This is a genomic window from Mycolicibacterium vinylchloridicum (genome assembly GCF_013404075.1).
In the GTDB taxonomy this organism is placed as follows: Bacteria; Actinomycetota; Actinomycetes; order Mycobacteriales; family Mycobacteriaceae; genus Mycobacterium; species Mycobacterium vinylchloridicum.
Genome location: NZ_JACBJQ010000002.1, coordinates 321,369 through 347,570 on the forward strand (window position 1 = coordinate 321,369; position 26,202 = coordinate 347,570).

Consider the following 26,202-nt stretch of genomic DNA (forward strand, 5'->3'; position numbering starts at 1 on the left):
AACGGTGAAGTCGCCTGCGTCGGCCGAGACGGCGGCATCCACGGCACCGGTTGCGGACCCGCGCCAGCGACTCGTCGACGCGCTGGCCGCATCGATCACCGATGTGGGCTACTCCGCCACCACGGTCGCCGAAATCGTGCGTCGCGCCAGGACGTCCCGGCGCACTTTCTATGAGTACTTCTCCGACCGGGAAGCGTGTCTGGTGGCGTTGCTCGCCGACACCAACCGCCGCGCCGTCGAGACCATCTCGTCGGCCGTGGACCCGGCGGCGCCGTGGGAGTCACAGATCAGGCAGGCGGTGCAGGCGTGGGTCGCCAACGCGGAGTCGCAGCCCGCGGTGATGTTGAGCTGGATCCGCGACGTCCCGGCGCTCGGGATGGCCGCCCGGGAGTTGCAGCGGGAAGTGACCGAGGCGTTCATCGCGATGGTCCGGACCCTGTCCGATACCGAGGAACTTCGGGCCGCCGGCATCCCGATGGTGTCCCGTCAGCGGGCGCTGATGCTGATCGGCGGATTGCGGGAGCTGACGGCGGTGACGGTCGAAAGCGGTGGCCGGATGAGCGATGTCACCGACGAGGCGGTCGACGGCGCCATCGCACTTCTCGGGCCGCCGCGTGCGGCTACTTCTTGAGCCAGGTGCGGACTTTGGCCAGATCGCGGGTGTAGGCCTCGTACATCTCGTTGTCGAAGAACGACGCACCGCTGATGGCGTCGGAGCCCTGCCAGATCACCCTGATGCGGTACCGGTCACGCAGGTAGATGTCGACGCGGTCGCTCTCCCGGCGCTGCCAGCCCTTCTCCTCACCGGCCTCCGAAAGGGACTGCCGCTCGTCGGTGCCAGACATCAGTGATCACTCCTCTTGGGCATTGGTATGGCGCCCTGATGAGCCAACAGTACTGCGGCGGATCCTCCGGACCGGCGTTGTGCCGTTCGGTACATCGGCGTACCGTGGTCGGTACATCGGCGTACCGCAGCGAAGGGATGAGCACGATGGCGCAGGTGACGAGCGATCCGATTCGACTTCCACCCGGTCCGCGCACCCCCAAGCTGATTCAGGGCCTGCAGTTCTTCACCTCCCGGCGGGCGTCGGTCGGCGGTCTGACCCGGCGCTATGGGTCAGCGGTGACGTTGAACCTGCCGATCTTCGGCAAGGCCGTGCTGATCAGCGAGCCGTCCCTGGTCAAGGATCTCTTCACCACCGGCGGCGATCTGGTCGGCCGGGCGACCAATCTGGGCGAGGTGCTCGGCCCGGGCTCCACGTTCAGCCTCGACGGCGACGAACATCGCGAGCGGCGCAAACTACTGGTGCCGCCCTTTCACGGCAAGCGCATGCAGGGCTACGAGGCCATCGTCGAAGAAGAGGTGATGCGCGAGATCGCCGGCTGGCCAGAGGGTGCCGAATTCCCGACGCTGCCGTCGATGATGCACATCACGCTCAATGCCATCCTGCGCGCGGTGTTCGGTGCCGAGGGTGCGGCATTCGACGAACTGCGCGAGCTGCTCCCCAAGCAGGTGGTGGTCGGATCCCGGATGGCGGTCCTGCCGAAGTTCTTCCGGCGCGATTTCGGTCCGCGTAGCCCGGGCGGCACGATGGCGCGCTATCGGCGCCGCTACGACGAGATCGTCGACTCACTGATCGCCGACGCCCGCAGTGACCCCGCATTCGACGAGCGCCCAGATGTGCTCTCGCTGATGCTGCGGGCGCGCTATGAAGATGGATCCGCGATCTCCGACCGTCACATCGCCGACGAGCTGCTGACCCTGCTCAGCGCAGGCCACGAGACGACTGCGACCACGTTGGCCTGGCTGGTCGAACGGGTCCGCCGGCATCCTCAGCTGCTGGCCCGGCTGAGTGAGGAGGTCGACGCCGGCGGCTCCGAATTGCAGCAGGCGACGATCTGGGAGGTGCAGCGAGCGCGGCCCGTCATCGACGGTACGTCCCGGCTGACGCTGCAGCGAATGAGGCTGGGCGAGTGGGTGATTCCCGAGAAACACGTGATCATCGTCAGCATCGCCGCCGCGCACTCGAACCGCGAGCGGTTCGACAACCCGTCGGTATTCGATCCGGACCGGTTCATCGACAACCCGCCGGACAATTACACCTGGATCCCCTTCGGTGGCGGCATCCGCCGGTGCATCGGCGCCGCATTCGCCAATATGGAGATGCGAGTCACGTTACGAACATTGCTGCGCGAGTTCATCTTTGAGCCTACCGGCGCACCGGGCGAGGCCTATCACTCGCGCGGGATCGCCAACGCGCCTGCAGACGGCGGCGTTGCGGTCGTCCACCGGCGCGCGACGATGACGCGGCCGGTGGATTCGGTCAGCACCCAGGCCGCCGCTGGTTGACTCCTGGGAATGTCCTTGGAATCGCGTCAGGAGGGCAGCCGTCGGTTCACCAGGATGCCGGCACCGATCGACAACGCCAGGGCCAGCGCGCCGAGGGCCACCCAACCTGCGCTGGCGTCACCGCGGACCACCTGATAGCCGATCTGCTCGTCGAGGGTCGAGTACACCCGGTTCAGCTCGCCGAGGCTCTCGGCCCGGAAAGCCTGTCCGCCACTGAGATCGGCGATTCTGGCAAGTGATGCGTCGTCGGTCGGGACTGGAATCGACTGCCCGTCCACCTCGACAATCCCGTCCGGCGTGCCGAACGAAATCGTCGAGATCGGTACGCCTTGTTCTTTGGCCGCGCGTGCGGCGGTGAAAGCGCCCCGCGGTGACTCCAGGTCGGGCGGCACCGTCTCCTTACCGTCGGACTCGAGCACGATGCGAGCCGGGGGCGGCCCGTCTCCGCCGCCCATCACCGCGCCGGTGGTGGCGATCGCCTGCAGCGCAGTGAATATGCCCTCTCCGGTGGCGGTGCGCGGTTCGGGCACCAGCTTGTCGATCGCCTGCTTGACCTGGTCGTGGTCGATCGTGGGTGCAACCAATAGCGTTGCGCCCGAAGAGAACTTGACCAGGCCGAGATTGATCCCCGGCGTGAGCAGCTCGGCGAAGTGTTTGCCCGCCGCGCGGGCAGCCTCGATTCGGCTGGGCGCCACATCCGTTGCCGCCATCGACTCCGAAACGTCGACGACCAGCATCACCACCGCGCGATTGCGGGGAATGCGCACATCGCGGGTCGGGCCCGCCATCGCGGTGGTCAACAATGCCAGTGCCGCCACCAGTAAGGCGGCCGGCACGTGTCGCCACCGGCGCGGTTTCCGGCCGGCGGCAACCTGTTCCAGCAGCGCCATGTTGGCGAAGCGCAGCACCCGCCTGGTTCGCACCCGCCGGAGCAGGACGTAGACCACTATGGCCACGCCAATGATCAACAGGTACAAGAACAACCACGGGGTGGTGAAGCCGGAAAGTGACAGCGAACTCACAGCCGGTGCGGTCTCCTCTCAACTTCCGCCGGTACAAAGGTCACGTTAACCAGAGTTCCTGAGGAAAGGCTTGAGCCTGATGACAGTGCCCGGCGTCGGGTCGTTGACTCTGGCCGGTCTGGCGCGTCCGGACCTGCTGGTGCTGACGTTGGTGCCTGTCGCGTTGATCGCGCTGTACGCGCTCGTGCAGATTCAGCGCCGGCGCAGGCTGCGCCAATTCAGCGGTCCCGCCGCCCTTGGCGGCCTCGCGCCGAAGCGTCCACATCGCTTGCGGCACTTGCCGACTGCGTTCGCCGCCGTCGCTCTGGTGCTCCTGGTCTTCGCGCTGGCCGGCCCGACCCACCAGGTGCACATCCCTCGCAACCGCGCGGTGGTGATGCTGGTCATCGACGTCTCACAATCCATGCAGGCCAAGGATGTTTCGCCGACCCGGTTACGGGCCGCACAGGATGCGGCCAAGACGTTCGCCCAGCAGCTGACCCCTGGGGTGAACCTGGGCCTGGTGTCGTTCGGCGGCAATGTGAACCTTCTGGTCTCGCCGACGCCGGATCACGGCGCCACCGTCACCGCGCTGGACAAACTCCAGCCGGACAACTCCACCGCCACCGGCGAGGCCCTGTTCACCGCACTCGAGTCCATCCAGACCGTCACCACTGTGCTCACCGCCGGTGATGCCACCCCGCCGCCGGCGCGGATCGTCCTGCTGTCCGACGGCGGGGAGAACAAGCCGGCCAACCCCGACAATCCACGCGGGGCGTTCACCGCGGCGCGGGCCGCCAAGGACCAAGGCGTACCGATCTCGACCATCACGTTCGGCACGAAGGCCGGGGTCGTCACGCTGAAAGACGACGCCATCCCGGTGCCGTCGGATGACCGCCAGATGAAGCGGATCGCCGAGCTGTCCGGGGGACAGAGCTACACCGCCACCAATATCGATGAGCTCAATCGAAGCTATGGGTCGGTGCTGCAGCAGGTCGGGTATCAGACGGTGAGCGCACCGGCAGGCACGGCTTGGCTGCGCCTCGCGGTCCTGATGGTCACGATCGCGGCGTTCCTCGGCCTGGCGGTGAACCGAAATCTGCCCGCATGATGGGTAGAGACGTGGGCAGAATCGATCCCCGAGTCGCTACGCTCCAGCCCGCCGAACGGAGGAACCCGATGATCACCGCCGACAACGTCCGCCAACTGCTCGACAGCGAGATCGACACGGTATTGGTCCTTATCGAAGGGCGCGTCGACGTCATCGACCCGGCCGCGTTGGACACCGACGACTATCGCGGGGCGCTGCAGGTCATCACCCGAGAGGAACTGATCGAACAAGCCGGCAGAGAACAGCTGTCGGATCGTGAACTGGTCGAACAGGCCGCCGCCCTCGACATGGCCGTCGCCGAGCTCGGCGGCTAGCCCAGACGAGCCCGGGCCCGCTCGACCAGATCGACTGAAGCCGCGCGCAATTCGTCGGCCGATGACAGCGGCGCGCCGAAGCCGACTCGGGTGTAGCCCATGCCGCGTGGAGTCTCGACGCGAAGGTCGAGCCCGTAGCGATCGATGCCGGTGCACACCGCTGCCGTCGTATCGGGGTAACCGCCCAGCGACCGGGCCATCCCCACCAGGGAATCGGCGTGATCGGCGTTGAGATGCGCGAGCGCGCCGGCGGCGTTCGGGCGAACCGGGTCCGGTGCGGCCGCGGTGTAGTCGGCCGCGGTCGCCGAATCCATCCGGCCGTAGCCGCCCACCCAGCGCACCCGGTGCACGCGCAGCACCCACACGGTGAAGTCGGAGTAGTCGATGTAGTACTTCGCGGCCGTCACGGCTGCCAGGTGGGCGTCGCGTGCCGCAGCCAGCTCGTCGCCGGTCGGGTGCTCGGCGACCCCGGCCAGTGTGATCCGTCCGCTGGCCAGCGGGTCGGACTCGGTGGTCGGCGCGACGATGGCCAGGCTGGCGCGGGGATCGCCGGCCAGGTTGCGGCCGTGCTCGGCCATGTTGGAGACGCAGAGCACCGGCGCTCCGCCGAGCAGTCCGTAGGTGACGAACGAGGCCCACGGATCGCCGGTGGCGGTCAGGGAGGCCAGCGTCGCGGTGTTGGTCGACGCGGCGATGCTGCGTGCCTCCTCGGCCGCCGAGGGGCGGGTCGCGTCGGCGATGTCGGTCAGCGGCGGCGGAACCGAGGGCGCATCGCCCGGGTCACCATGATCGCGGGATACCACGGGTGGACACTACCTCGGACGAGATCGCAAGTGACATTGCCGAATCCGCTCAATGGGTCGAAATCGGGATCAACCCGGCGGTAATGTCGCAGCATCGTGACGATCCCGTTCACCTTCGCGAAACGCCGTGGTCGCCGCGGCGCTACCGCATCGCTTCCTGTGCATAAGAAGGTTTCGGTCATGAAGAACGCACGCCTGATCGCCGCCGTCGCGACCGTCGCCGTGGTCGCCGCCGCCTGCGCACCGCCGGAGAAGAACAGCGGCGACACCAAGACCGGCTCCGGAGTGGCAGCCGCCTCGGCGACATCCGCGACGGACTTCGGCGGCATGGACGGGCTGATCGCCGCGGCCAAGAAGGAAGGCGAACTCAACGTCATCGCGCTGCCACCGGACTGGGCCAACTACGGTGCCATCATCAAGGCGTTCGGCGACAAGTACGGCATCAAGGTCAACTCGGCCCAACCCGACGCCGCCAGCCAGGACGAGATCAACGCCGCCAATCAGCAGAAGGGCCGCAGCACCGCACCCGATGTCTTCGATCTGGGGCAGTCGGTCGCATTGGCCAATCAGGCGATGTTCGCGCCGTACAAGGTCGCGACCTTCGAGGGCATCCCGGACGCCATGAAGGACCCGAACGGCACCTGGGTCAACGATTACGGCGGGTACATGTCAATCGGCTACGACTCGGCCAAGGTCCCCGACATGAGCTCCGTCAACGACCTGCTGAAGCCGGAGTACAAGGGCAAAGTGGCGCTCAACGGCGATCCCACCCAGGCCGGCGCCGCGTTCTCCGGTGTGGCGATGGTGGCGTTGTCCCAGGGCGGCTCGGCCGACGACGTCGCTCCCGGTGTCGCGTTCTTCACCAAGCTCAAGCAGGCCGGGAATTTCCTTCCCGTCGACCCGACGCCGGCAACCATCGAGTCCGGCCAGACTCCCGTCGTCATCGACTGGGATTACCTAAACGCCGCTGAGACCAAGAAGCTGCCGAGCTGGAAGGTGTTCGTGCCGCAGGGCGCGGTATTGGGCGGCTACTACTTCCAGGCGATCAACAAAGATGCCCCGCACCCGGCGGCAGCGCGGCTGTGGCAGGAGTTCTTGTTCAGCGACCAGGGGCAGAACCTGTTCCTGGCCGGCGGTGCGCGGCCAGTGCGCGCTGATGCGATGGTCAAGGCCGGCACCATCGACGCCGCCGCCTACGAGAAGCTACCTCCGGTGAGCGGAACGCCGGTCATCTTGACCCAGGCGCAGACGGACGCCGCCACCAAGTATCTGGCCGAGAACTGGGCCAAGGCGATCGGCTGACGTCGTGGCGGCAGGCACCGTGGGCCGGCGTGTGCGCGAAAGCCTTCCGCTGCTCCCTTTCGCAGTGTTCGTCACGATCTTCCTGATCATCCCGACGGTGACGGTGGTGGTGTCCGCGTTCTATCTCGACGGGGTGTTCTCACTGCAGCGCATCGGGCTGTTGTTCTCCGAAACCGCATTGACTGCGCTGGGCAAGAGCGTGCTGCTGTCGGCGAGCACCGCCGTGATCGGCGCAATCCTCGGTGCGGTGCTGGCCTGGCTGGTGGTCACCAGTGCGCCCACCTCGCCGCTGCGCCGGATGGTGCTCGCGCTGTGCAGCGTACTGGCCCAATTCGGTGGGGTTGCTTTGGCATTCGCATTCCTGGCCACCATCGGTCTCAACGGCGTGCTCACCCTCTGGGTGTCCGATCGGTTCGGGTTCAACCTGGCCGGCGACGGCTGGCTCTACTCGCTGCGCGGTCTGATCCTGGTCTACACCTACTTCCAGATCCCGCTGATGGTGATCGTGTTCACCCCGGCGCTGGAAGGCCTGCGTGCGGAATGGCGGGAGGCCGCAGTCAGTCTGGGCGCCTCCCGCTGGGCCTACTGGCGCGAGGTGGGCGCTCCGCTGTTGACGCCCGCGTTCCTCGGTTCAGCATTGCTGTTGTTCGCCAACGCATTTGCCGCCTATGCCACTGCCGCCGCACTGATCAGTCAGGGCAGCCCGATCGTACCGCTGCTGATCCGCACGGCACTGACCTCTGAGGTGGTGCTCGGCCAGTCCGGGTTCGCTTACGCGCTGGCGCTGGAGATGGTGGTCGTGGTCGCCGTCGTGATGGTCGCCTACAACCTGTTGGTGCGGCGGACGTCGAGGTGGCTGCAGTGAAAGTCACGCGGGTCGGGCGCGGGCTGCTGCTGGCCTTGTTCGGGGTGTTCTTTCTCTTCCCGTTGTACGCGATGGCCGACTTCAGCACCCGAGACCTGATCCACGGCGGGCGCACCGCGGCGGCGTGGAAGAACCTGGTGGCCAACGAGACGTTGTATCAGGCGATTGTCGTCTCGCTGTTGCTGGCGGTGTTCACCGTCGCGCTGATGCTGGCGATCCTGGTCCCGACGATGATCTGGGTCCGGCTGCGCGCCCCCTGGGGCAGGCGCCCGGTCGAATTCCTCTGCCTGCTGCCGCTTACCATTCCCGCGCTGGTGATCGTCGTCGGGCTGCGCAACGTCTATCTGTGGGTGGTGTACCTCCTCGGCGAGTCCGCACTGACCCTGACGTTCGTCTACGTGGTGTTGGTGTTGCCGTTCGCCTACCGGTCGATCGACGGTGCGCTGTCCGCCATCGACCTGAAAACCCTTGCCGAGGCGGCGCGTTCGCTCGGTGCGGGCTGGATTACGACGATCCTGCGGGTCGTGGTGCCCAACATCTGGTCGGGCATCCTGTCGGCGGCGTTCATCTCGATCGCCGTGGTGCTCGGCGAGTACACCGTCGCGTCGCTGAGCGGATATCAGAACCTGCAGGTGGTGATCGTCGCGATCGGCAAGAGTGACGGCCCGACGTCGGTGGCGGCATCGCTGGCGACCCTGGTTTTCGGCTTCGTGCTGCTGCTCGTCCTCGCGCTGGTGACCCGCCGAAGGGCGCGCTCATGACCGGAGTGGCCGTGGATTTCGCCGATGTGACAAGGGTTTACGGAACGGTTCGGGCCCTGGACGGGCTGACGCTACACCTGCAGCCCGGTGAGATGGTCGCCCTGCTCGGCCCGTCGGGCTGTGGCAAGACCACCGCGCTGCGCATTCTGGCGGGACTGGACGACCCGACTTCGGGGCGGGTCGCTGTCGGCGGCAACGACATCACCGACGTGCCACCCAACAAGCGCGACATGGGCATGGTGTTCCAGGCGTACAGCCTCTTTCCGCATCTGACGGTTCTGGACAACGTCGCATTCGGGCTCAAGATCCGTGGTAAGAGCAAGGCCGGCCGCACTGCGCTGGCCGCCGACATGCTGGATCTGGTGGGGTTGTCGGCGCATAAGCAGAAGTACGCCAGCCAGCTCTCCGGCGGTCAGCAGCAGCGGGTGGCGTTGGCCCGTGCGTTGGCCATCGCGCCCCGCGTGCTGCTGCTCGATGAGCCGTTGAGCGCGCTCGACGCCAAGGTGCGGGCACAGCTGCGCGACGAGATCCGGCGCGTGCAACTCGAAGTCGGCACGACGACGCTGTTCGTCACCCACGACCAGGAGGAGGCGCTGGCGGTCGCCGACCGGGTCGGCGTGATGAATCAGGGCCGTCTGGAACAGATTGCCGCCCCCGCCGACGTCTACGCCCATCCCGCCACCCCGTTCGTCGCCGAGTTCGTGGGCCTGAACAACAAAGTGGCCGCACAGGTGGCCGGCGGGCGTGCAGCGCTCCAGGGCATCGGCACCTCACTGCCGACGGCGTCAGGATCGATTGCCACGGGCGCGGGTGTCGCCCTGGTTCGTCCGGAGTCGGTGCGAGTGACCGCCGATCCCGATGGTACCGCCGGCGTCGTATCGGTATCCTTTCTCGGCGCGATCTCGTTGGTGCACTGCATCTTTGACGACGGAACCCGGCTGATCGCACAGAGCCCCAGCGTGCATGCCGCCGACCTGTCACCCGGCGTTCGGGTGGCTGTCGGCATCGAGCAGACAGAAGTGCTGGTGGTGCCGTCGCTCGTCGGCTAGCGCATATCGAGGCAGATATGAGAGCGAGGTCGCCGGGGGGATCGGCGCTCCCAGTTCTGAACCGTCGGAAGGTGGACACAGGTACTTTGACGGGCATGAGCGAGGACAGCGGATCGAAGAATTTCACCGGCGAGGAACGCGACCGGATCACCGAGGAGCTGGCCGACCTGCGTCGTCGCGCCGACCAGCTGCGTGCCGAACTGCAGGGAGACGCCGACACCGTCGGCGATCGGGGGGACGCCGCCGATGCATTGCAGCGCTCCGAGGATCTGGCCGGTATCGACGAGCAGATCAACCGGCTGACCTGGCTACTGGCCGGTGGCAATGCCGACAGCCCGGGCCAGCTGCCCAATGGCACGACGGTGACGGTGCGATTCCCCGGCGACGCGCCGATCCAGATGCGGATCGTCCACTTCCTCGAGGAGACTCCGGCCGGCGAAGAGGACACCACCCTGACCTCCGACAGTCCGCTGGGCTTAGCGTTGTTCGGGCGACGAGCCGGCGAGATCGTCACCTACTCGACGCCACGCGGCGAACTGCAGGTCGAGCTGCTCGCCATCAGTTATCCGAACGAGTGATGTCGAACGAGCGATAGAGGTGCGATGCGGGCGATAAGGGTGACCGAGCTGGCCGGCCCGGAGTCGGTGCAGCTGGTCGAGATCGACGAACCATCAGGTGAAGGGACGATTCTGGTCGACGTCCACGCCGCCGGCGTGGCCTTCCCCGATGCCCTGCTGACCCGCGGGCTCTACCAGTACAAGCCGGAGTTGCCGTTCACCCTCGGCGCCGAGATTGCCGGCGTTGTGCGCTCGGCGCCCGCCGGCGCCCCGGTCAAGGCGGGCGACCGGGTCGTCGGCCTGACCATGATCACCGGCGCGATGGCCGAGACCGTCGAGCTCACCGCAGAGCGGGTGTTCCCGCTGCCCGACCATGTGAGCTTCGAGGCCGGCGCCGGGCTGCTGTTCAACGACCTGACTGTGTATTTCGCGCTGACCGTGCGCGCTCGGCTGGCCGCCGGGGAGACGATCCTGGTGCACGGCGCGGCCGGCGGGATCGGCACCTCGACCCTGCGGCTGGCCCCGGCACTGGGGGCCAGCCGGGTGATCGCAGTGGTGAGTTCGCAGGACAAGGCGGATACCGCGCGGGCCAACGGTGCCACCGACGTCGTGCTGGCCGACGGGTTCAAGGACGCGGTCGCCGAGCTGACCGGTGGCAAGGGCGTGGACATCGTGATGGACCCGGTCGGCGGCGACCGCTTCACCGACTCGCTGCGCTCGCTGGCTCCGGCGGGCCGGTTGCTGGTCGTCGGCTTCACCGGCGGTGAGATCCCGACCGTCAAGGTCAACCGGCTGTTGCTGAACAACATCGACGTCGTCGGGGTCGGCTGGGGAGCCTGGACGATGTCACATCCCGGTGCGCTCACCGAGCAATGGGCCGGTCTGGCCGAACTGCTCACCTCCGGCAAGCTCGCGGCACCGCAGCCCGAGGTCTATCCGCTGGATCAGGCGGCTGCCGCCGTCGCCTCGCTGGAGAATCGCACCGCCAAGGGCAAGGTCGTCGTCCGCGTCCGCGAGACGGGGACGGAGTAAAACGTCACTGCTCCAAGCGTTTTCGACGGTCAGCTTGCCTGCGCTCGACGGGGCTACTACAACGGTTGGCGACGACAAAGACGTCGGGTGACGATTCGGTTCGGCCAGTGTGGGGTAGTGGAACTGAGATGGAGTTGAGCAACGATCCGACAGACGGCAGCCACGTCGAGGGCGGTGTCGTCGAACACCCCTCCGCGGAGGACTTCGGGCAGGCGCACGCCCTGCCCGCCGATCGCGTCTGGTTCAAGAGTGCGGTCTTTTACGAGGTGCTGGTCCGGGCTTTCTACGACTCGAACTCCGATGGCATCGGCGATCTGCGCGGCCTGATCGAACAGCTCGACTACCTGCAATGGCTCGGTGTGGACTGCCTGTGGTTGCCGCCGTTCTACGATTCACCGCTGCGCGACGGCGGCTACGACATCCGTGACTTCTACAAGGTGCTGCCGGAGTTCGGTACTGTCGACGACTTCGTCGCACTGCTCGACGCCGCGCACCGCCGGGGCATTCGCGTCATCACCGACCTGGTGATGAACCACACCTCCGACAGCCACGAATGGTTTCAGGAGTCGCGGCACAATCCGGACGGCCCGTATGGCGACTTCTACATGTGGAGCGACACCGACGACAAGTACTCCGACGCGCGGATCATCTTCATCGACACCGAGGAGTCCAACTGGACCTACGACCCGGTGCGCAAACAGTTCTACTGGCACCGGTTCTTCAGCCATCAGCCCGACCTGAATTACGACAGCCCCGCTGTCCAAGAGGCGATGATCGATGTGCTCCGGTTCTGGCTCGATCTCGGGATCGACGGTTTCCGGCTGGACGCCGTGCCCTATCTCTACGCGCGGGAGGGCACCAACTGCGAGAACCTGCCGGAGACACATGCGTTCCTCAAGCACTGCCGCAAGGTGATCGACGACGAGTATCCCGGCCGGGTGCTGTTGGCCGAGGCCAATCAGTGGCCCGCCGACGTCGTCGAGTACTTCGGCGACCCGGCCACCGGCGGGGACGAATGCCACATGGCATTCCACTTCCCGCTGATGCCGCGCATCTTCATGGCGGTGCGCCGCGAATCCCGCTTCCCCATCTCGGAGATCCTGTCGCAGACCCCGGAGATCCCCGAGATGGCGCAGTGGGGCATTTTCCTGCGCAACCATGATGAGCTGACGCTGGAGATGGTCACCGACGAAGAGCGTGACTACATGTACGCCGAGTACGCCAAAGACCCACGGATGAAAGCGAATGTGGGGATCCGGCGGCGGCTGGCACCCCTGCTGGAGAACGACCGCAACCAGATGGAGTTGTTCACCGCGTTGCTGTTGTCGCTGCCCGGTTCGCCGGTGCTGTATTACGGCGACGAGATCGGGATGGGCGACATCATCTGGTTGGGCGACCGCGACGCCGTCCGCACACCCATGCAGTGGACCCCGGATCGCAACGCCGGATTCTCCACCGCCAACCCGGGCCGGCTGTACCTGCCGCCGAACCAGGATGCGATCTATGGCTACCAGTCGGTGAACGTCGAAGCGCAACGCGACAGTTCGACGTCGCTGCTGAGCTGGACGCGCACCATGCTGGCGGTACGCCGGCGCTACGACGCATTCGCCACCGGCACGTTCCGCGAACTGAGCGGCTCCAACCCCTCGGTCTTGACGTATGTGCGCGAGATCGAGGGCGGCGACACTATGCTGTGTGTGAACAATCTGTCCCGTTTTCCGCAGCCGATCGAGTTGAATCTGCAGCATTGGAACTCCTACACACCGGTGGAGTTGACGGGGCACGTGGCATTCCCGCGGATCGGCCAGCTGCCCTATCTGCTGACGCTGCCGGGGCACGGGTTCTACTGGTTCAGGCTCAGCCCGTCGGAGGAGACGCAATGACTTCACCGGTGAACCTGCCGTGGACCGAATGGTTACCCAGCCAGCGGTGGTACGCCGGTCGTAGTCGCACGCTGTCCTCGGCCGAGACCGCCGAGGTGTTTTCGCTGCGGCCGCAGCTGGATCTGGTCTTGCTCGACGTCACCTACACCGACGGTTCGGCGGAGCGCTATCAGGTGGTGGTCCAATGGGATTCGGCGCCGGTGGCGGAGTACGACACGGTGGCCACGATCGGGTCCGACGATGCCCACACCGCCTATGACGGGCTCTACGACCCGTCGTCCGCGCAGTTCCTGCTGTCGCTGATCGACTCGGGCGCGACCATCGGCAGGATCACGTTCACCAAGGAACCCGACGTCACGCTCCCGGTCGAGGCTGCGCCGCGAGTCTCCGGCGCCGAGCAGAGCAATACCAGCGTAGTGTTCGACGACCAGGTGATCTTCAAACTGTTCCGCCGGGTCTCGATCGGGATCAACCCGGACATCGAACTCAACCGGGCGTTGGGACGAGCCGGAAACCCGCACGTGGCAAGGCTTCTCGGATCGTTCGAGACGGATGAAGGCGGCCAGCCGTGCCCGCTCGGCATGGTGACGACCTACGCCGCGAACTCGGCGGAGGGCTGGCAGATGGCCACCGCGAGCACCCGCGACCTGTATGCAGAGGGTGACCTGTACGCATACGAGGTCGGCGGTGACTTCGCCGGGGAGGCATACCGATTGGGGGAGGCGGTGGCGTCGGTGCACGCCACCCTGGCCCAGGAGTTGGGCACCTCGACGGCGGTGCTGCCCGTCGACGTGATGCGGGAGCGGCTGGCGACCGCCGCCGCCGCGGTGCCCGAGCTCGAGGAGTATCGGCCCGCCATCGAGGAGCGCTTCGCGAAGCTGGCCGACGAGCCGGTGACCGTGCAGCGCGTGCACGGAGACCTGCATCTGGGTCAGGCGCTGCGGACGCCGGACCGTTGGCTGCTGATCGACTTCGAGGGCGAGCCGGGTCAGCCGCTGGACGAGCGGCGAAAGCCCGACTCCACGTTGCGCGATATCGCCGGCATGCTGCGCTCGTTCGAATACGCGGCCTATCAACAGCTGATCGACCAGTCCGACGACCGGCAGCTTGCCGCCCGCGCCAAGGAGTGGGTCGACCGCAACTGCGCGTCGTTCTGCGACGGGTACGCGGCCGAATCCGAGGCCGACCCACGCGATTCCGCTGCGGTGCTCGCTGCCTACGAGCTGGACAAAGCGGTGTACGAGGCGGCGTACGAGGCGCGGCACCGGCCGACCTGGCTGCATATTCCGATGCGCTCGATCGCACGGTTGGTCGGGTAGCGCCCTTTGCGCTGACTGCTCATCCGCGGCGAGGTCGACCTCAGAGCGACACAGCAGGCACTGCGTCGAGCGCAGTCAGGTTGTTCCCCAGCGGATCTCCGAGGGCGACCATGCTCTGGAAGTACTCGATCACCCGCTTGTGCGAGACATCGAGCGCCGGCCATTGCGGCCAGTCCCAGGTGTCGTTCATGAATGGTTGCGTCTGATCGTGACTGAGCACCGTGAGGTGGTTCACGTCATGGGCGGTGGCCGAAACCTCGAGGACGAGCCGGCCGTTGGCCCGGTCGTGCATCCATCCGCCGTAATGTGGCTCCATCTTCAACGTGTCGATGAATGCCGTCTCACCACCGGTGTCCATCAGGTACTGCGCGAAACCGTCATGACCGTATTCGGCCACCATGGCCATGACGTCTGCTGCCGAGCCGAGGCGCGCCGTTCGCTCGATGTCGGCGACGATCTGCGGGTCGAACTTGTCGTCGGCGATCCACCCCACTTTGGCGCCCTGCATCGCGTAGTACAGCCCGACGCCCTGTAGATCTTGATTCCACGCTTGCTCGTTGTTGGTCAACTTGTTCGCGAACGCCCAATTCCCGACGTCATCGAGGGTCACCGGCGCCAGTCCGGCGAATTGGCGCTGGTTGTTGTAGGCGACCAGTGCTTCGGTGGTGATGGCGGTCCGGCCGCCCTCCAGCGCGTTCATCCCGGTGTGGTCGCTGCCGTGGAACATGCCGAACGTCATGATGTCGGTGTATTCGCTCTCGGTGGGATCGGGCATCGGCATCTCGGGGTCCGGGTCGGTGGGCGGCGTCGACGTACCACCGCCGGTGCTCGTGCCGACCGGGCGGTCGAGGATGGTTCCCATGCCCATCGCGTCGGTGAGGGTTGCTCCCGACGGATTCGACAGCATGATGTGGAAGGTCTCGTTGTTCTCCGCCAGCGAATCACTTTTCACGGGCACCGTGATGATCTTCTGGGTTTCGCCCGGGGCAAAGGTGACAGTGCCCGCTACGGAGATGTAGTCAAGGCCTGCCGTCGCAGTGTCGTTTGAGGTCGCATAGTGCACCGTCACTGTCTGGTCGGCCGGCGCGGCCAGCGTCACCACGAACGACGCCACCGATGTGCCGCTTCCTCCGGTGAACTCGATCGGCGTCAGGTAGGCCATCTTGTTCTGGTTGATCGTCTTCCAGTCGTCGGCCAGAATGCCGCCGGTATCACCGGAATTCGGGTTCCACGACCAGAATGTCCAGCTCAAGTCCTCGGTGCCGGCCGCGATGTCGATCGTGCCGTTGTTGTCGAAATCGCCCGACAGGTAGGACGTGAGAGCCTCAAACCAGACCACGTCTTTGGGGTCCTGGAGTTTGGTGCCGAACTCGCCGACGTAGATCGGCGCGATGTTGTCCTCGTAGATGTAGCCCCAGGCGTTGCGGAACACGTTGGGCAGGTTGGCGCCGAAGTTGGCTGACTGGAACCAAGGTTGGGCGTAGACGGAGTTCGGATAGTCGTGCGGGGAGTAGACGACCCGGCCGGGTACGTCTAGCACGATCGGCCGGTCCTTGACCCCCATCAGGTTGCCGCCCCACCAGTAGCTTTGTCCCTGATAGGTACCCACGCCCTCGACGAAGATCAACAGATCCGGATTCTCCTGCAGCACAGCGTTTCCGGCCCGCTCCGCGGCGCGCGCCCAATCGTTCGAACCGCCGCCGCCCCAGGTGCCGTTGTAGGGCTCGTTGTGCAGGTCGAAACCGATCACCGTCGGGTTGTCCTTGTAGCGATTCGCCAGCATCTGCCAGTCGGCGACCCACTGGTCTTCGGAGTACTGACTGTTGTACCAAAGGCCGTTCTCGCTCGTGCCGGCGCCGGCGGTACTGCGGTGATGGTCGAGGATGACCCGCATCCCGTCTTGTCCGGCGTAGTCGATGATCGCATCGAGTACCTCGATGCGTGACAGTCCCTGCAGGTCGGGGTTCAAGGCGTAGTTGATGCCCGACGGCGCCGCGGAGGTGTGCAGCATCTCGCTGGAATACGGGATCCGAATCGTGTTGAATCCCTGGGCCGACATCTGATCGATCATGTCTTTGTAGTTGCGGGTCCACAGCCCGTCCGGCACGCCGTTGGAGCCCTCAGCGCCGAACCAGTTGACCCCGGAGATCTGCACCGGCTGGCCCTGCGAATCCAGAATCTGGTTGCCAGAGGTATGCAGGAATCCCGCCGCTATGCCCGTCGAACCCGGCTCGGTCGCCGACCCGTCGGAGATGCTGAGTCCCGGGGTCGTTGCGACGTCGTCGTTGGTGATGGTGGCGGTGGCGGTGCCGCGGGCGATGGTGGCCCCGGTGGGACTGGACAGGGCGACGGTGAAGGTTTCGGCTGCTTCGACGGCGGTGTCGCCGGTGATCTTGACGGTGACGGATTGGGAGGTGACGCCGGGGTTGAAGGTCAGGGTGCCGGTGGCGGTGGTGAAGTCGGCGCCGGCGGTGGCGGTGCCGTTCGAGGTGGCGTAGTTGACGGTGACCGGTGTGGTCGATGATTTGGAAACGGTGACGGTGAAGGTGGCGCTGCTCGTGCCGGCGTTGCCCTCGGCGACGGTGGTATCGGAGATCGAGAGACTTGGTCTGGTGGGTGGGGTGCTGAGTCCCAGCAGCGACTGAATCTGCCGGTATAACCCCCAGAGCAGATCCTGGATCGGATTACCAATCGGTGCCGACGGGCCACCCGGCACGAATCCCAATGCGCGCAACACCTGCGCCGGGGTAGGAAGCGCCGGAAGGCGGATCAGGTTCGGCGGGACAGACGCCGCCGTTGGAGTCTTCGTGGGATTCGCGATCCCCGCGGCCAGGGCCTGCGTTGCCGGAGGAGCGCCGGCGGGCGAGCTCACCGGGTCGGCGATCGGACCGTCGGAATGGGTGGGCGATTCAGACGAGGTGTTGCTGACCGAGGGAATGACCCCTGCCGGTGTGGAGCCGTACACTACCGACAACCTGTTGCCAGGCGTCGGCCGGGTGGCGGCCGCGGCAGTTAGCGCACGAGGTGAGCCAGCGGACGGCCTCTTCATCGAGGAGCCGTTGGCAACGCCCGGCTTCTGTGCCTGCCGACCGGTGTGGCCGCTCGCAGTCGAGTTACCGGGCGCGGGGTCGCCAGCTTGGCCGCTGGTGGGCCCGGCACCAGTGCCAGGGGTGGTATCGGCATGTGCAACGCCCGAGCCGGTCGCCAGAGCTGCGCCGACGCCCAGGCTGAGCGCACTGACGCCCAGCCAGCCGTAGGGTTGCCTGCGCCGGCGATGACGTCCTCCGCGCTGGGTACCGCCGTGGGAGCCCGTAGCCACATCCCCGCTGTGGCCTGCCGCAGCATTCATTGCTCTGCCCTTTCTCGGTGAGAGAACACAGCTTTGCTGAAGGGGACACGTATGTCACGCATTTCGGCAGAAACCGGCCAAAAGTTCTCTTTGCTGTGTCCATGCTCTGGACAAAGCGCGCGGGGGCGTCTAGGAGCTGGACACACGATGTCCGCCGGCGCGGCTACGGTAATCCCGATGGCCCTGCACCTGCACCGAGCCGAGCGCACCGACCTGCTCGCCGACGGTCTCGGCATGCTGCTGGCCACCCCCCAATCCGACCCGTTCGCCGACGAACTCGTCGTGGTGCCCGCCCGCGGGGTCGAGCGTTGGCTCAGCCAGCGGCTCTCGCACATTCTCGGCGGCACTGACGCCGGCGGGGGTGTCTGCGCGGGGGTGTCGTTCCGGTCACCGGCATCGCTCATCAGTGAGATCGCCGGAACCGGCGACGACGATCCGTGGTCGGCCGACGCGATGGCGTGGCCCCTGCTCGAGGTCATCGACGCCAGCCTCGACGAGCCGTGGTGCCGCACGTTGGCCACCCACCTCGGCCACTTTGTGGACGGTGAGGAGAAGGACCTTCGCCAGGGCAGGCGCTACTCGGTCGCCCGCCGGCTGGCCGGGCTCTTCTCCTCCTATGCGCGGCAGCGTCCGCAGCTCCTCGAGGACTGGTTGGCCGGTGACCCAGCTGGCCTGGACGACGACCTGCGCTGGCAGCCATACCTATGGCGGGTGCTGGTCGATACGATCGGCGTCGATCCCCCGCACATCCGGCACGCTAAAACCCTTGCCCGGCTGCGGGAATCGGGAACCGGACTGCCGGTGCGGATATCGTTGTTCGGGCACACCCGATTGCCCAGCACCGAGATCGAACTCGTCGGGGCGCTGGCCCGACACCACGACGTGCATCTGTGGCTGCCGCACCCCAGTGCTGCACTGTGGGCCGAGCTGCGCGATCTGCGCGGGACGATCCCCCGTCGCGACGACACCAGCCATCGGCTGGCCGTGCATCCGCTGCTGGCCACCCTCGGCCGCGATGTTCGCGAGCTCCAGCGAAGCCTGCCCACCGACGTCGCCACCGACGAATTCCTCGGTGCCGGCCAACAGCCGGATACGCTGCTCGGCTGGCTGCAAGCCGACATCGCCGCGAATGCCACACGGCCACAGGGGCGCTCGCATACACCTGCAGATCGCTCGGTGCAGGTGCACAGCTGCCATGGACCGGCGCGTCAGGTCGACGTCCTGCGTGAGGTGCTGCTCGGTCTGCTCGCCGAGGACCGCACCCTGGAACCCCGCGACATCCTGGTGATGTGCCCCGATATCGACACCTACGCCCCGCTGATCGTGGCGGACTTCGGACTCGGCGATGTCGTACCCGGCGCCCATCCGGCCCACCAGCTGCGGGTGCGGCTGGCCGACCGAGCCCTGATCCAGACCAACCCGCTGCTGCAGGTGGCGGCCAAACTGCTGACGCTGGCCGGCAGCCGGGTCACCGCCACCGAAGTCCTCGACTTCGCCCACCTGGAGCCGGTCCGGGCGCGATTCGCGTTCAGTGACGACGATCTGGAGACCATCACCCGCTGGGTGCAACAGTCGAACATCCGGTGGGGTTTCGACCAGGAGCACCGCGCGCCCTTCGGGATCCCGTTCATCCAGAACACCTGGCGCTTCGGCCTCGACCGGGTGCTGGCCGGGGTCGCCATGTCCGACGACTCGAAGGACTGGCTGGGCGTCACCCTGCCGCTGGACGACGTCGGCAGCAACAGCGTGGAGCTGGCCGGCCGGCTCGCCGAGTACGTGGCGCGCCTTGCGCGCACCGTCGAATCCCTCAGCGGGGTCCGACCGTTGGCGCAGTGGCTGACCGGACTTCAGGACGGCGTCGGCCTGTTGACCCGGACCGCCGGGGACGACGGCTGGCAGACCAGCCAGCTGCAGCGCGAATTCGGCGACGTACTGACGACGGCCGGTCCGCGCGCCGACGTCGGAATGCGGCTGCCGGACGTCACCGCCCTGCTGGGTCGCCATCTGTCCGGACGCCCCACCCGGGCCAACTTCCGCACCGGCACGCTGACGGTGTGCACCATGGTCCCGATGCGCTCGGTGCCGCATCGGGTGGTGTGTCTGGTCGGGTTGGACGACACCGTGTTCCCGAGAATCGGAGTGGTCGACGGTGATGACGCGCTGGCCCGCGACCCGATGACCGGCGAGCGTGACATCCGCTCCGAAGATCGGCAGTTGCTACTCGACGCGATCGGTGCGGCCACCGACAAGCTCGTCATCACCTACACCGGCGCCAACGAATACTCCGGTCAGCCCCGCCCGCCGGCGGTGCCGCTGGCCGAGCTGCTCGACGCCCTGGACCGGACCACCGAGGAACCCGTCCGCGATGAGATCCTGGTCCGGCACCCGTTGCAGCCCTTCGATGTTCGCAACGTGACGCCGGGCGCGCTCGGCGTGCCCGGCGAGCCGTTCACGTTCGACTCGAGCGTGCTTGCCGCTGCCTCGATCACCGGCAGCCAGCGGCGGGAACAACCTGACCTGCTGGCCAAGCCGCTGCCCGCCCCGCCACCCGACGACGTGACGCTGGCTGATCTACTGAAGTTCTTCGCCAACCCGGTGAAGGGCTTCTTCACCGCACTCGACGTGACCCTGCCGTGGGAGGTCGAAGGGGTCGAGGACGCCATGCCGGTCGAGATCGACAACCTGCAGCAGTGGACGGTGGGCCAGCGGATGCTCACCGACATGCTCGCGGGGATGGATCCCGAACGCGCCGGCCAAGCGGAATGGCGCAGGGGCGCGCTGCCGCCGGGCCGGCTGGGCTGGCGAACTGCCGGTGAATTACGCGACCAGGCAACCGAATTGGCCAGAGCAGCGCTGGCCTACCGCATCGGCACACCGCAGGCCTTCGATGTCGACGTCGACCTGGGCGAGGGTCGTCGCCTCACCGGAACTGTCCCCGAAGTGTTCGGCAAGCGCCTGGTGGAGGTCACGTTCTCCAAGCTCGACGCCCAGCATCTGCTGCGCGCCTGGATCCCGATGCTGGCCCTGGCCGCGGTCTTCCCCGGGCACTGGTTGGCGGTGTGCATCGGCCGCCAGCGGCGGCGTAACGCCGTGGCCGAACGGGTGCTGGGTTCGCCGCAGGACGATCCGGTCGCCGTGCTTCGCGATCTGGTGGCGGTCTACGACGCCGGCCGCCGGGAGCCGATCCCGTTGCCGATCAAGACATCTCATGCCTGGGCGGTGGCCAGGGTCAGCGGTCAGGACCCGCGCAGCGAGGCCTGGTCGAAGTGGCGCTACGAGCGTGATGACCGGGCCATCGAACGGGTCTGGGGCCGTGAACCGGATCTCGATCCGCTGTTGACGCCGGTACGGCCGGGTGAGGAAGCCGATGGCGAGACGACCCGGCTGGGCGCATACGCGGCGCGACTGTGGGCGCCCTTGCTGCGCGCAGAGGACGGTGCCTGATGCACGAGTTCGATCTACTGGGACCACTTCCCGCCGCGGGTACGACGACAGTGCTGGAGGCCAGCGCCGGGACGGGTAAGACGTTCACCCTCGCCGCGCTGGTGACCCGCTACATCGCCGAGGGCCGCGCGAGTCTCGACCAGATGCTGCTGATCACCTTCAGCCGGGCGGCCACTCAGGAACTGCGGGAGCGGGTCCGCGAGGCGTTGCAGCTCGCCCTGCGCGGATTCGACGACCCGAGGCCGGCCGACGACAACGATGTCGTGCGCCTGCTGACCACCGGTGACGCCGGCGAACTTGCCGAACGGCGGCGGCGGTTGCGCGATGCGCTGGCCGGCTTCGATGCCGCGACGATCGCCACCACCCACCAGTTCTGCCATCTGGTACTGAAATCCCTTGGAGTCGCCGGGGATACCGATTCCCAAGTGACGTTGGCCGAAAGCCTCGACGACCTGGTGGGCGAGATCGTCGACGACCTGTACCTGCGGCACTTCGGGCAGGAGCGCGAGCGGCCACCGATCAGCCGTTCCGACGCGCTCAAGCTGGCCCGCGAGGTCGTCGCCAACCCGTGCACCGAGTTGCGGCCGCTGGATCCACCGCCGGGCTCGCAGCCGGCTGTACGGGTCGAGTTCGCCAATGATGTTCTGGCCGAGCTGGATCGGCGCAAACGCCGGCGCGGGATCCTGAGCTACGACGACCTGCTCAGCCGGTTGGCCGACGCGCTGGAGGTGCCCGGCTCGCCGGCCGCCACCCGGATGCATCAGCGGTGGTCGGTGGTGATGGTCGACGAGTTCCAGGACACCGACCCGGTGCAATGGCAGGTCATCGAACGGGCCTTCAGCGGGAACTCGACGCTGATCCTCATCGGTGATCCCAAACAGGCGATCTACGCGTTCCGCGGTGGCGACATCTTCACCTACCTGCACGCCGCAAAGACCGCGGGGCAGCGACACACCCTCGGCGTCAACTGGCGAAGCGATTCGGCATTGGTCGACCGCCTGCAGGTCGTGCTCGGCGGCGCCGAACTCGGCCACCCGGATATCAAGGTCCTCGACGTCAACGCCCATCACCGCGGTCACCGGCTGGCGGGCGCACCGCACAACGAGCCGTTCCGGCTACGGGTGGTCAGCCGGGAAACGTTCGGGCAGCGCGGAACCCGGACGATCCGGATGGACACGCTGCGCCAGCACATCGCCGCCGACCTGGCTACCGACATCTCCGGGCTGCTGGCCGGCAGCGCCACGTTCGACGGCGAGCCACTGCAGGCCCATCACATCGCGGTCATCACCGAGAGTCATGCCGATGCGCGCGCCTGCTTCGACGCGCTGGCCAACGCCGGTGTGCCCGCCGTCTACACGGGTGACACCGATGTGCTCAAGTCTGCGGCCGCCGACGACTGGCTGACGCTGTTGGAAGCCTTCGACCAGCTGCACCGTCCCGGCCTGGTGCGCGCCGCGGCCACCACGATGTTCTTCGGGAAGACCGCCGAAGACCTTACCGACGGCGGCGATGCGCTCACCGATCAGATCGCGGACACCTTGCGGCAGTGGGCCGATCACGCGCGGGAGGCCGGGGTGGCGGCGGTGTTCGAGGCCGCGCAGCTGGCGGGGATGGGACGGCGGGTACTGTCGTGGGCCGGCGGCGAACGCAATATGACCGATCTCGCGCACGTCACCCAGCTCCTGCACGATGTGACGCATCGGGAGCGCTTCAGTCTCACCGCATTGCGCGACTGGCTGCGCACCCAGCGCGACGAACGCAGCGGCGCCCCGGAACGCAGCCGCCGCCTGGACAGCGACGCGGCGGCAGTGCAGATCATGACGGTGTGGGTGAGCAAGGGTCTGCAGTTCCCGATCGTCTACCTACCCTTCACGTTCAATCGCTATGTGCGCAGCGAGGATCTGGTCCGGTTCCATGTCGAGGAGCGGCGCTGTCTGCACGTCGGCGGTGACCAGAGCTCCGAGCTGATGACCGCGCAGACCCTGGGCAGGCGGGAAGCCGCGGGCGAGGAGACGCGTCTCACCTACGTCGCGATGACCCGGGCCCAATCCCAGGTGGTGGCGTGGTGGGCACCGTCGTGGGACGAGCCGAACGGGGGACTGTCGCGGCTGCTGCGCGGCCGCCGCCCGGGGCAGGCGTCGGTGCCGGACCGATGCGACCCGGAACGGATCGAGGACGCCGACGCGGTGGAGCTGCTTCGGGAATGGGAAACAGCGGGCGGGCCTGTGCTCGAAGAGTCGGTGATCGCCCCGGCGGCCGAGCTGGCCGGCATCGAACGTCGAGATGACCTCGCCGCCAGGCATTTCCACCGCAGTATCGACACCACCTGGCGGCGGACGTCGTACTCCGGGTTGATCCGGGCGGCCGAGACCGCCGGCGTGAGCAGCGAGCCCGAGGTCGTCCAACTCGACGACGAGGTCGGCGACATCGCGGTGAGCGCACCGCCGGCCGGAGCTGATGTGCCCTCGCCGATGGCGGATCTCCCGACGGGAGCCACGTTCGGTAGCCTGGTGCACGCGGTGCTGGAGACCGCCGACCCGCTGGCCGCCGATCTGGCCGGGGAACTGCAGACCCGCATCGAACAGCACGCGGTGTGGTGGCCGGTCGATGTCGCGGCCGAGGAACTGGCCGCCGCGCTGGTACCCATGCACGACACGTCGCTCGGCCCGCTGGCCGACGGGATCACCCTGCGCCAGATCGGGTTACGGGACCGGTTGTGCGAGATGGACTTCGAATTCCCGCTGGCCGGTGGTGACATGGCGGTCGGCCGGCCTCAGATCCGGCTGGCCGACGTCGGCCGGCTGCTGCGTGAGCATCTCCCGCCCGACGACCCGCTGGCGTCGTACGCCGACCGGCTCACCGGTGGTGCACTGGGCGGCCAGTCGTTGCGCGGGTATCTCTCCGGCTCGGTCGACGTGGTGCTGCGGGTGCCCGACAGGACGTCAGGGCATCGCTACCTGGTAGTCGACTACAAGACCAACTGGCTCGGCGAGGGCGATCGTCCGCTCTCGGCAGCCGATTACGGCCGGGCCAGGATGGCCGAGGCCATGCTGCATTCGGACTATCCGCTACAGGCACTGCTCTACAGCGTGGTGCTGCACCGGTTCCTGCGGTGGCGTCAGCCCGGTTACGACCCCGATAGGCATCTGGGCGGAATCCTGTACCTGTTCGTGCGCGGCATGTGCGGTCCGGACACCCCGACCGCCGACGGTCACCCTGCCGGGGTATTCAGCTGGCGTCCGCCGGCCGCCCTGGTGGCGGCGGTGTCAGATCTGCTCGACGGTAGGCAGGTGGCGGCGTGACGGTAGACGTTGTCGACGCCGCCGATTGGCGCCGTTGCGCGGAGGCTGCCGGCCTGCTGCGGATCTTCAACGATGCCGGTGCCATTGAAGCCGCCGATGTTCTTGTCGCGCAACGACTGACAGCACTGGGCAGTGAGACAGATGAGCGAGTGGCCCTGGCGATCGCGTTCGTGGTGCGCGCGGTCCGGGGCGGATCGGTGTGCGTGGAGCTGACGGCGGTGCCGACCCAGGTCGAGATCGACGACCTGCCCTGGCCGGCGCCGGACGAATGGCTGGCGGCCGTGGCGGCCAGCCCGCTGCTCAGCTCGCCGGCGGTACTGCATCTCGAGGAGGGTCTGCTCTACTTCGACCGGTACTGGCTGGAGGAACGACAGGTCGCCGCCGACGTGCTGGCTCTGGCCGCCGCCCGGCCGCAACACCGATTACCCGACATCGCACGGCTTTTCCCGTCCGGCTACGAGGAACAGCGCCGGGCAGCCGAGGTCGCGCTGTCCCAGGGGCTGACGGTCCTCACCGGAGGACCGGGCACCGGCAAGACCACCACGGTGGCCCGGCTGCTGGCGCTGTTGGCCGAACAGGCTGAGCTGGCCGGCAAGCCACGGCCGCGGATCGCGCTGGCCGCACCGACCGGCAAGGCTGCCGCCCGCCTCCAGGAGGCGGTGCAAGCCGAAATCGATGAGCTGGATTCGGTCGACCAGGCGCGGCTGCAGGGCCTGCGCGCCACCACATTGCATCGGCTGCTCGGGCCGTTGCCGCGGACGTCGGCCCGGTTTCGGCACCACCGGGCCAACCGGCTGCCGCACGATGTGATCGTCGTCGACGAGACCTCGATGGTGTCGCTGACGATGATGGCCCGCCTGGTCGAGGCCGTCCGGCCGGATTCTCGGCTGCTTCCGGTGGGAGACGCCGACCAACTGGCCTCGGTGGAGGCCGGTGCGGTGCTGGCCGATCTGGTCGAGGGACTGAGTGCGCGTGGGGATGCACCGGTGGTCAAGCTCATTCGCGCGCACCGGTTCGGTCCCTCGATCGGTGCGCTGGCGTCGGCGATCCGGGTGGGCGACGCCACCCGTGCCATCGACGTGCTGAACGCCGGTGGCGAGCACATCGAGTGGGTCGACACCGAAGACCCAGCTGTGGCACTGCGCAGTGTGCTTGTGCCGCATGCGCTTCGCCTGCGGGAGGCTGCGGTGCTCGGCGATGGGCCGGCTGCGCTGGCGACGCTGGAGGAACACCGGTTGTTGTGTGCGCATCGCCGCGGCCCGCATGGCGTGGCGTACTGGAACCGTCAGGTCGAGCGCTGGCTGGCCGAGGAAACCGATGTGCCGCAGTGGGCTTCGTGGTATGCGGGTCGGCCGGTGCTGGTCACGGCCAATGACTACGGGCTGCGGCTCTACAACGGTGATATCGGGGTGGCGGTGTTGCGCGACGGGGTGCTGCGGGCGGCGATGGCCGGTGCTGATGGCCCGGCTGAGCTGGCGACCAGCCGGCTGGCCGATATCGAGACCATGCACGCGATGACCATTCACAAAAGCCAGGGCAGCCAGGTCGGTGAGGTGACTGTGCTTCTGCCGCCGACGGATTCGCGGCTGCTCACCCGTGAACTGCTGTACACCGCGGTGACCAGGGCCAGGACCAAGGTCCGGGTGGTGGGCTCGGCCGATCAGCTGCGTGCGGCCGTTGCGCGCCGGGCGGCGCGCGCCACCGGCCTGTCCCGCCGACTGCAGGATTGACGATGGGGATTCCCTGGCCGCGCTGTCAGG

The 26,202-nt window shown here is 67.3% G+C and carries 19 protein-coding genes; 15 read left to right on the forward strand and 4 right to left on the reverse strand.

Features of this window, described 5'->3' with window-relative positions; genetic code table 11:
• Positions 1–4 precede the first annotated feature (4 nt).
• On the forward strand, positions 5–631 hold the full coding sequence (locus tag HPC46_RS03445) for a TetR/AcrR family transcriptional regulator (protein ID WP_179466794.1): 627 nt from the start codon (positions 5–7) through the stop codon (positions 629–631).
• Here the strand turns inward: HPC46_RS03445 and HPC46_RS03450 are convergent.
• Positions 621–845, reverse strand: coding sequence for a hypothetical protein (locus HPC46_RS03450; RefSeq protein ID WP_179466795.1), 225 nt, complete (start codon positions 843–845; stop codon positions 621–623). The two genes, HPC46_RS03445 and HPC46_RS03450, sit on opposite strands and share 11 nt — an antisense overlap.
• Positions 846–991: 146 nt before the next feature.
• On the opposite strand from HPC46_RS03450, the gene HPC46_RS03455 reads away from it, so the two are divergent.
• Positions 992–2,350: a cytochrome P450 gene (locus HPC46_RS03455; protein ID WP_179466901.1), complete on the forward strand. Its 1,359-nt coding sequence runs from the start codon at positions 992–994 to the stop codon at positions 2,348–2,350.
• Between the two features lie 26 nt (positions 2,351–2,376).
• Here the strand turns inward: HPC46_RS03455 and HPC46_RS03460 are convergent, their stop codons facing one another.
• Entirely contained in the window at positions 2,377–3,372 is a 996-nt protein-coding gene (locus HPC46_RS03460) for a VWA domain-containing protein (protein WP_179466796.1), read from the reverse strand.
• A 79-nt stretch (positions 3,373–3,451) separates the two neighbouring features.
• Between HPC46_RS03460 and HPC46_RS03465 the strand changes: the two genes are divergently transcribed.
• Together HPC46_RS03465 and HPC46_RS03470 are read left to right on the forward strand one after the other, a co-directional pair.
• Positions 3,452–4,462, forward strand: coding sequence for a VWA domain-containing protein (locus tag HPC46_RS03465; protein ID WP_179466797.1), 1,011 nt, complete (start codon positions 3,452–3,454; stop codon positions 4,460–4,462).
• Between the two features lie 68 nt (positions 4,463–4,530).
• The gene (locus HPC46_RS03470; RefSeq protein WP_179466798.1) at positions 4,531–4,776 is read left to right on the forward strand and encodes a hypothetical protein; all 246 of its coding nucleotides are present in this window, start codon (positions 4,531–4,533) and stop codon (positions 4,774–4,776) included.
• Here HPC46_RS03470 and HPC46_RS03475 read toward each other — a convergent pair.
• Complete coding sequence (locus tag HPC46_RS03475) at positions 4,773–5,579, reverse strand: HugZ family pyridoxamine 5'-phosphate oxidase (protein WP_179466799.1); 807 nt, start codon at positions 5,577–5,579, stop codon at positions 4,773–4,775. The two genes, HPC46_RS03470 and HPC46_RS03475, sit on opposite strands and share 4 nt — an antisense overlap.
• Positions 5,580–5,759: 180 nt before the next feature.
• Between HPC46_RS03475 and HPC46_RS03480 the strand changes: the two genes are divergently transcribed.
• From HPC46_RS03480 to HPC46_RS03515, 8 genes are all read left to right on the forward strand, one after another.
• A complete protein-coding gene (locus HPC46_RS03480; protein WP_179466800.1) occupies positions 5,760–6,881 on the forward strand; it encodes an ABC transporter substrate-binding protein in 1,122 nt (373 codons plus the stop codon).
• A 19-nt stretch (positions 6,882–6,900) separates the two neighbouring features.
• Positions 6,901–7,746, forward strand: coding sequence for an ABC transporter permease (locus tag HPC46_RS03485; RefSeq protein ID WP_179466903.1), 846 nt, complete (start codon positions 6,901–6,903; stop codon positions 7,744–7,746).
• 71 nt (positions 7,747–7,817) lie between these two features.
• Positions 7,818–8,507: an ABC transporter permease gene (locus tag HPC46_RS03490; RefSeq protein WP_233716198.1), complete on the forward strand. Its 690-nt coding sequence runs from the start codon at positions 7,818–7,820 to the stop codon at positions 8,505–8,507.
• The gene (locus HPC46_RS03495; protein WP_179466804.1) at positions 8,504–9,556 is read left to right on the forward strand and encodes an ABC transporter ATP-binding protein; all 1,053 of its coding nucleotides are present in this window, start codon (positions 8,504–8,506) and stop codon (positions 9,554–9,556) included. The genes HPC46_RS03490 and HPC46_RS03495 overlap by 4 nt, the downstream gene beginning before the upstream one ends.
• Before the next feature lie 95 nt (positions 9,557–9,651).
• Positions 9,652–10,134: a GreA/GreB family elongation factor gene (locus HPC46_RS03500; protein WP_179466806.1), complete on the forward strand. Its 483-nt coding sequence runs from the start codon at positions 9,652–9,654 to the stop codon at positions 10,132–10,134.
• Between the two features lie 24 nt (positions 10,135–10,158).
• The gene (locus HPC46_RS03505; protein ID WP_179466808.1) at positions 10,159–11,145 is read left to right on the forward strand and encodes an NADPH:quinone oxidoreductase family protein; all 987 of its coding nucleotides are present in this window, start codon (positions 10,159–10,161) and stop codon (positions 11,143–11,145) included.
• Positions 11,146–11,273: 128 nt separating this feature from the next.
• Positions 11,274–13,028: a maltose alpha-D-glucosyltransferase gene (treS, locus tag HPC46_RS03510; RefSeq protein ID WP_179466810.1), complete on the forward strand. Its 1,755-nt coding sequence runs from the start codon at positions 11,274–11,276 to the stop codon at positions 13,026–13,028.
• Entirely contained in the window at positions 13,025–14,347 is a 1,323-nt protein-coding gene (locus HPC46_RS03515; RefSeq protein WP_179466812.1) for a maltokinase N-terminal cap-like domain-containing protein, read from the forward strand. The genes treS and HPC46_RS03515 overlap by 4 nt, the downstream gene beginning before the upstream one ends.
• A gap of 40 nt (positions 14,348–14,387) precedes the next feature.
• On the opposite strand, the gene HPC46_RS03520 is transcribed toward HPC46_RS03515, so the two are convergent.
• On the reverse strand, positions 14,388–17,312 hold the full coding sequence (locus HPC46_RS03520) for a cellulase family glycosylhydrolase (RefSeq protein WP_325096553.1): 2,925 nt from the start codon (positions 17,310–17,312) through the stop codon (positions 14,388–14,390).
• A gap of 561 nt (positions 17,313–17,873) precedes the next feature.
• On the opposite strand from HPC46_RS03520, the gene recC reads away from it, so the two are divergent.
• From recC to recD, 3 genes are read left to right on the forward strand one after another with little or no spacing between them, the layout of a single operon-like run.
• The gene (gene recC / locus HPC46_RS03525; RefSeq protein ID WP_179466816.1) at positions 17,874–21,140 is read left to right on the forward strand and encodes an exodeoxyribonuclease V subunit gamma; all 3,267 of its coding nucleotides are present in this window, start codon (positions 17,874–17,876) and stop codon (positions 21,138–21,140) included.
• The gene (recB, locus tag HPC46_RS03530) at positions 21,140–24,442 is read left to right on the forward strand and encodes an exodeoxyribonuclease V subunit beta (protein WP_179466818.1); all 3,303 of its coding nucleotides are present in this window, start codon (positions 21,140–21,142) and stop codon (positions 24,440–24,442) included. Before recC ends, recB begins: the two co-directional genes overlap by 1 nt.
• The gene (recD, locus tag HPC46_RS03535) at positions 24,439–26,172 is read left to right on the forward strand and encodes an exodeoxyribonuclease V subunit alpha (protein ID WP_179466820.1); all 1,734 of its coding nucleotides are present in this window, start codon (positions 24,439–24,441) and stop codon (positions 26,170–26,172) included. The genes recB and recD overlap by 4 nt, the downstream gene beginning before the upstream one ends.
• The last annotated feature ends 30 nt before the right edge of the window (positions 26,173–26,202 follow it).

Excerpts from the sequence above, each read along its gene's own strand:
- HPC46_RS03495 (WP_179466804.1), top strand. The coding sequence starts at position 8,504 with ATGACCGGAGTGGCCGTGGATTTCGCCGATGTGACAAGGGTTTACGGA.
- HPC46_RS03515 (WP_179466812.1), top strand. The coding sequence starts at position 13,025 with ATGACTTCACCGGTGAACCTGCCGTGGACCGAATGGTTACCCAGCCAG.
- treS (WP_179466810.1), top strand. The coding sequence starts at position 11,274 with ATGGAGTTGAGCAACGATCCGACAGACGGCAGCCACGTCGAGGGCGGT.
- recB (WP_179466818.1), top strand. The coding sequence starts at position 21,140 with ATGCACGAGTTCGATCTACTGGGACCACTTCCCGCCGCGGGTACGACG.
- HPC46_RS03450 (WP_179466795.1), bottom strand. The coding sequence starts at position 845 with ATGTCTGGCACCGACGAGCGGCAGTCCCTTTCGGAGGCCGGTGAGGAG.
- HPC46_RS03480 (WP_179466800.1), top strand. The coding sequence starts at position 5,760 with ATGAAGAACGCACGCCTGATCGCCGCCGTCGCGACCGTCGCCGTGGTC.
- HPC46_RS03465 (WP_179466797.1), top strand. The coding sequence starts at position 3,452 with ATGACAGTGCCCGGCGTCGGGTCGTTGACTCTGGCCGGTCTGGCGCGT.
- HPC46_RS03505 (WP_179466808.1), top strand. The coding sequence starts at position 10,159 with ATGCGGGCGATAAGGGTGACCGAGCTGGCCGGCCCGGAGTCGGTGCAG.
- HPC46_RS03490 (WP_233716198.1), top strand. The coding sequence starts at position 7,818 with ATGGCCGACTTCAGCACCCGAGACCTGATCCACGGCGGGCGCACCGCG.
- HPC46_RS03470 (WP_179466798.1), top strand. The coding sequence starts at position 4,531 with ATGATCACCGCCGACAACGTCCGCCAACTGCTCGACAGCGAGATCGAC.
- HPC46_RS03500 (WP_179466806.1), top strand. The coding sequence starts at position 9,652 with ATGAGCGAGGACAGCGGATCGAAGAATTTCACCGGCGAGGAACGCGAC.
- recC (WP_179466816.1), top strand. The coding sequence starts at position 17,874 with ATGGCCCTGCACCTGCACCGAGCCGAGCGCACCGACCTGCTCGCCGAC.
- HPC46_RS03455 (WP_179466901.1), top strand. The coding sequence starts at position 992 with ATGGCGCAGGTGACGAGCGATCCGATTCGACTTCCACCCGGTCCGCGC.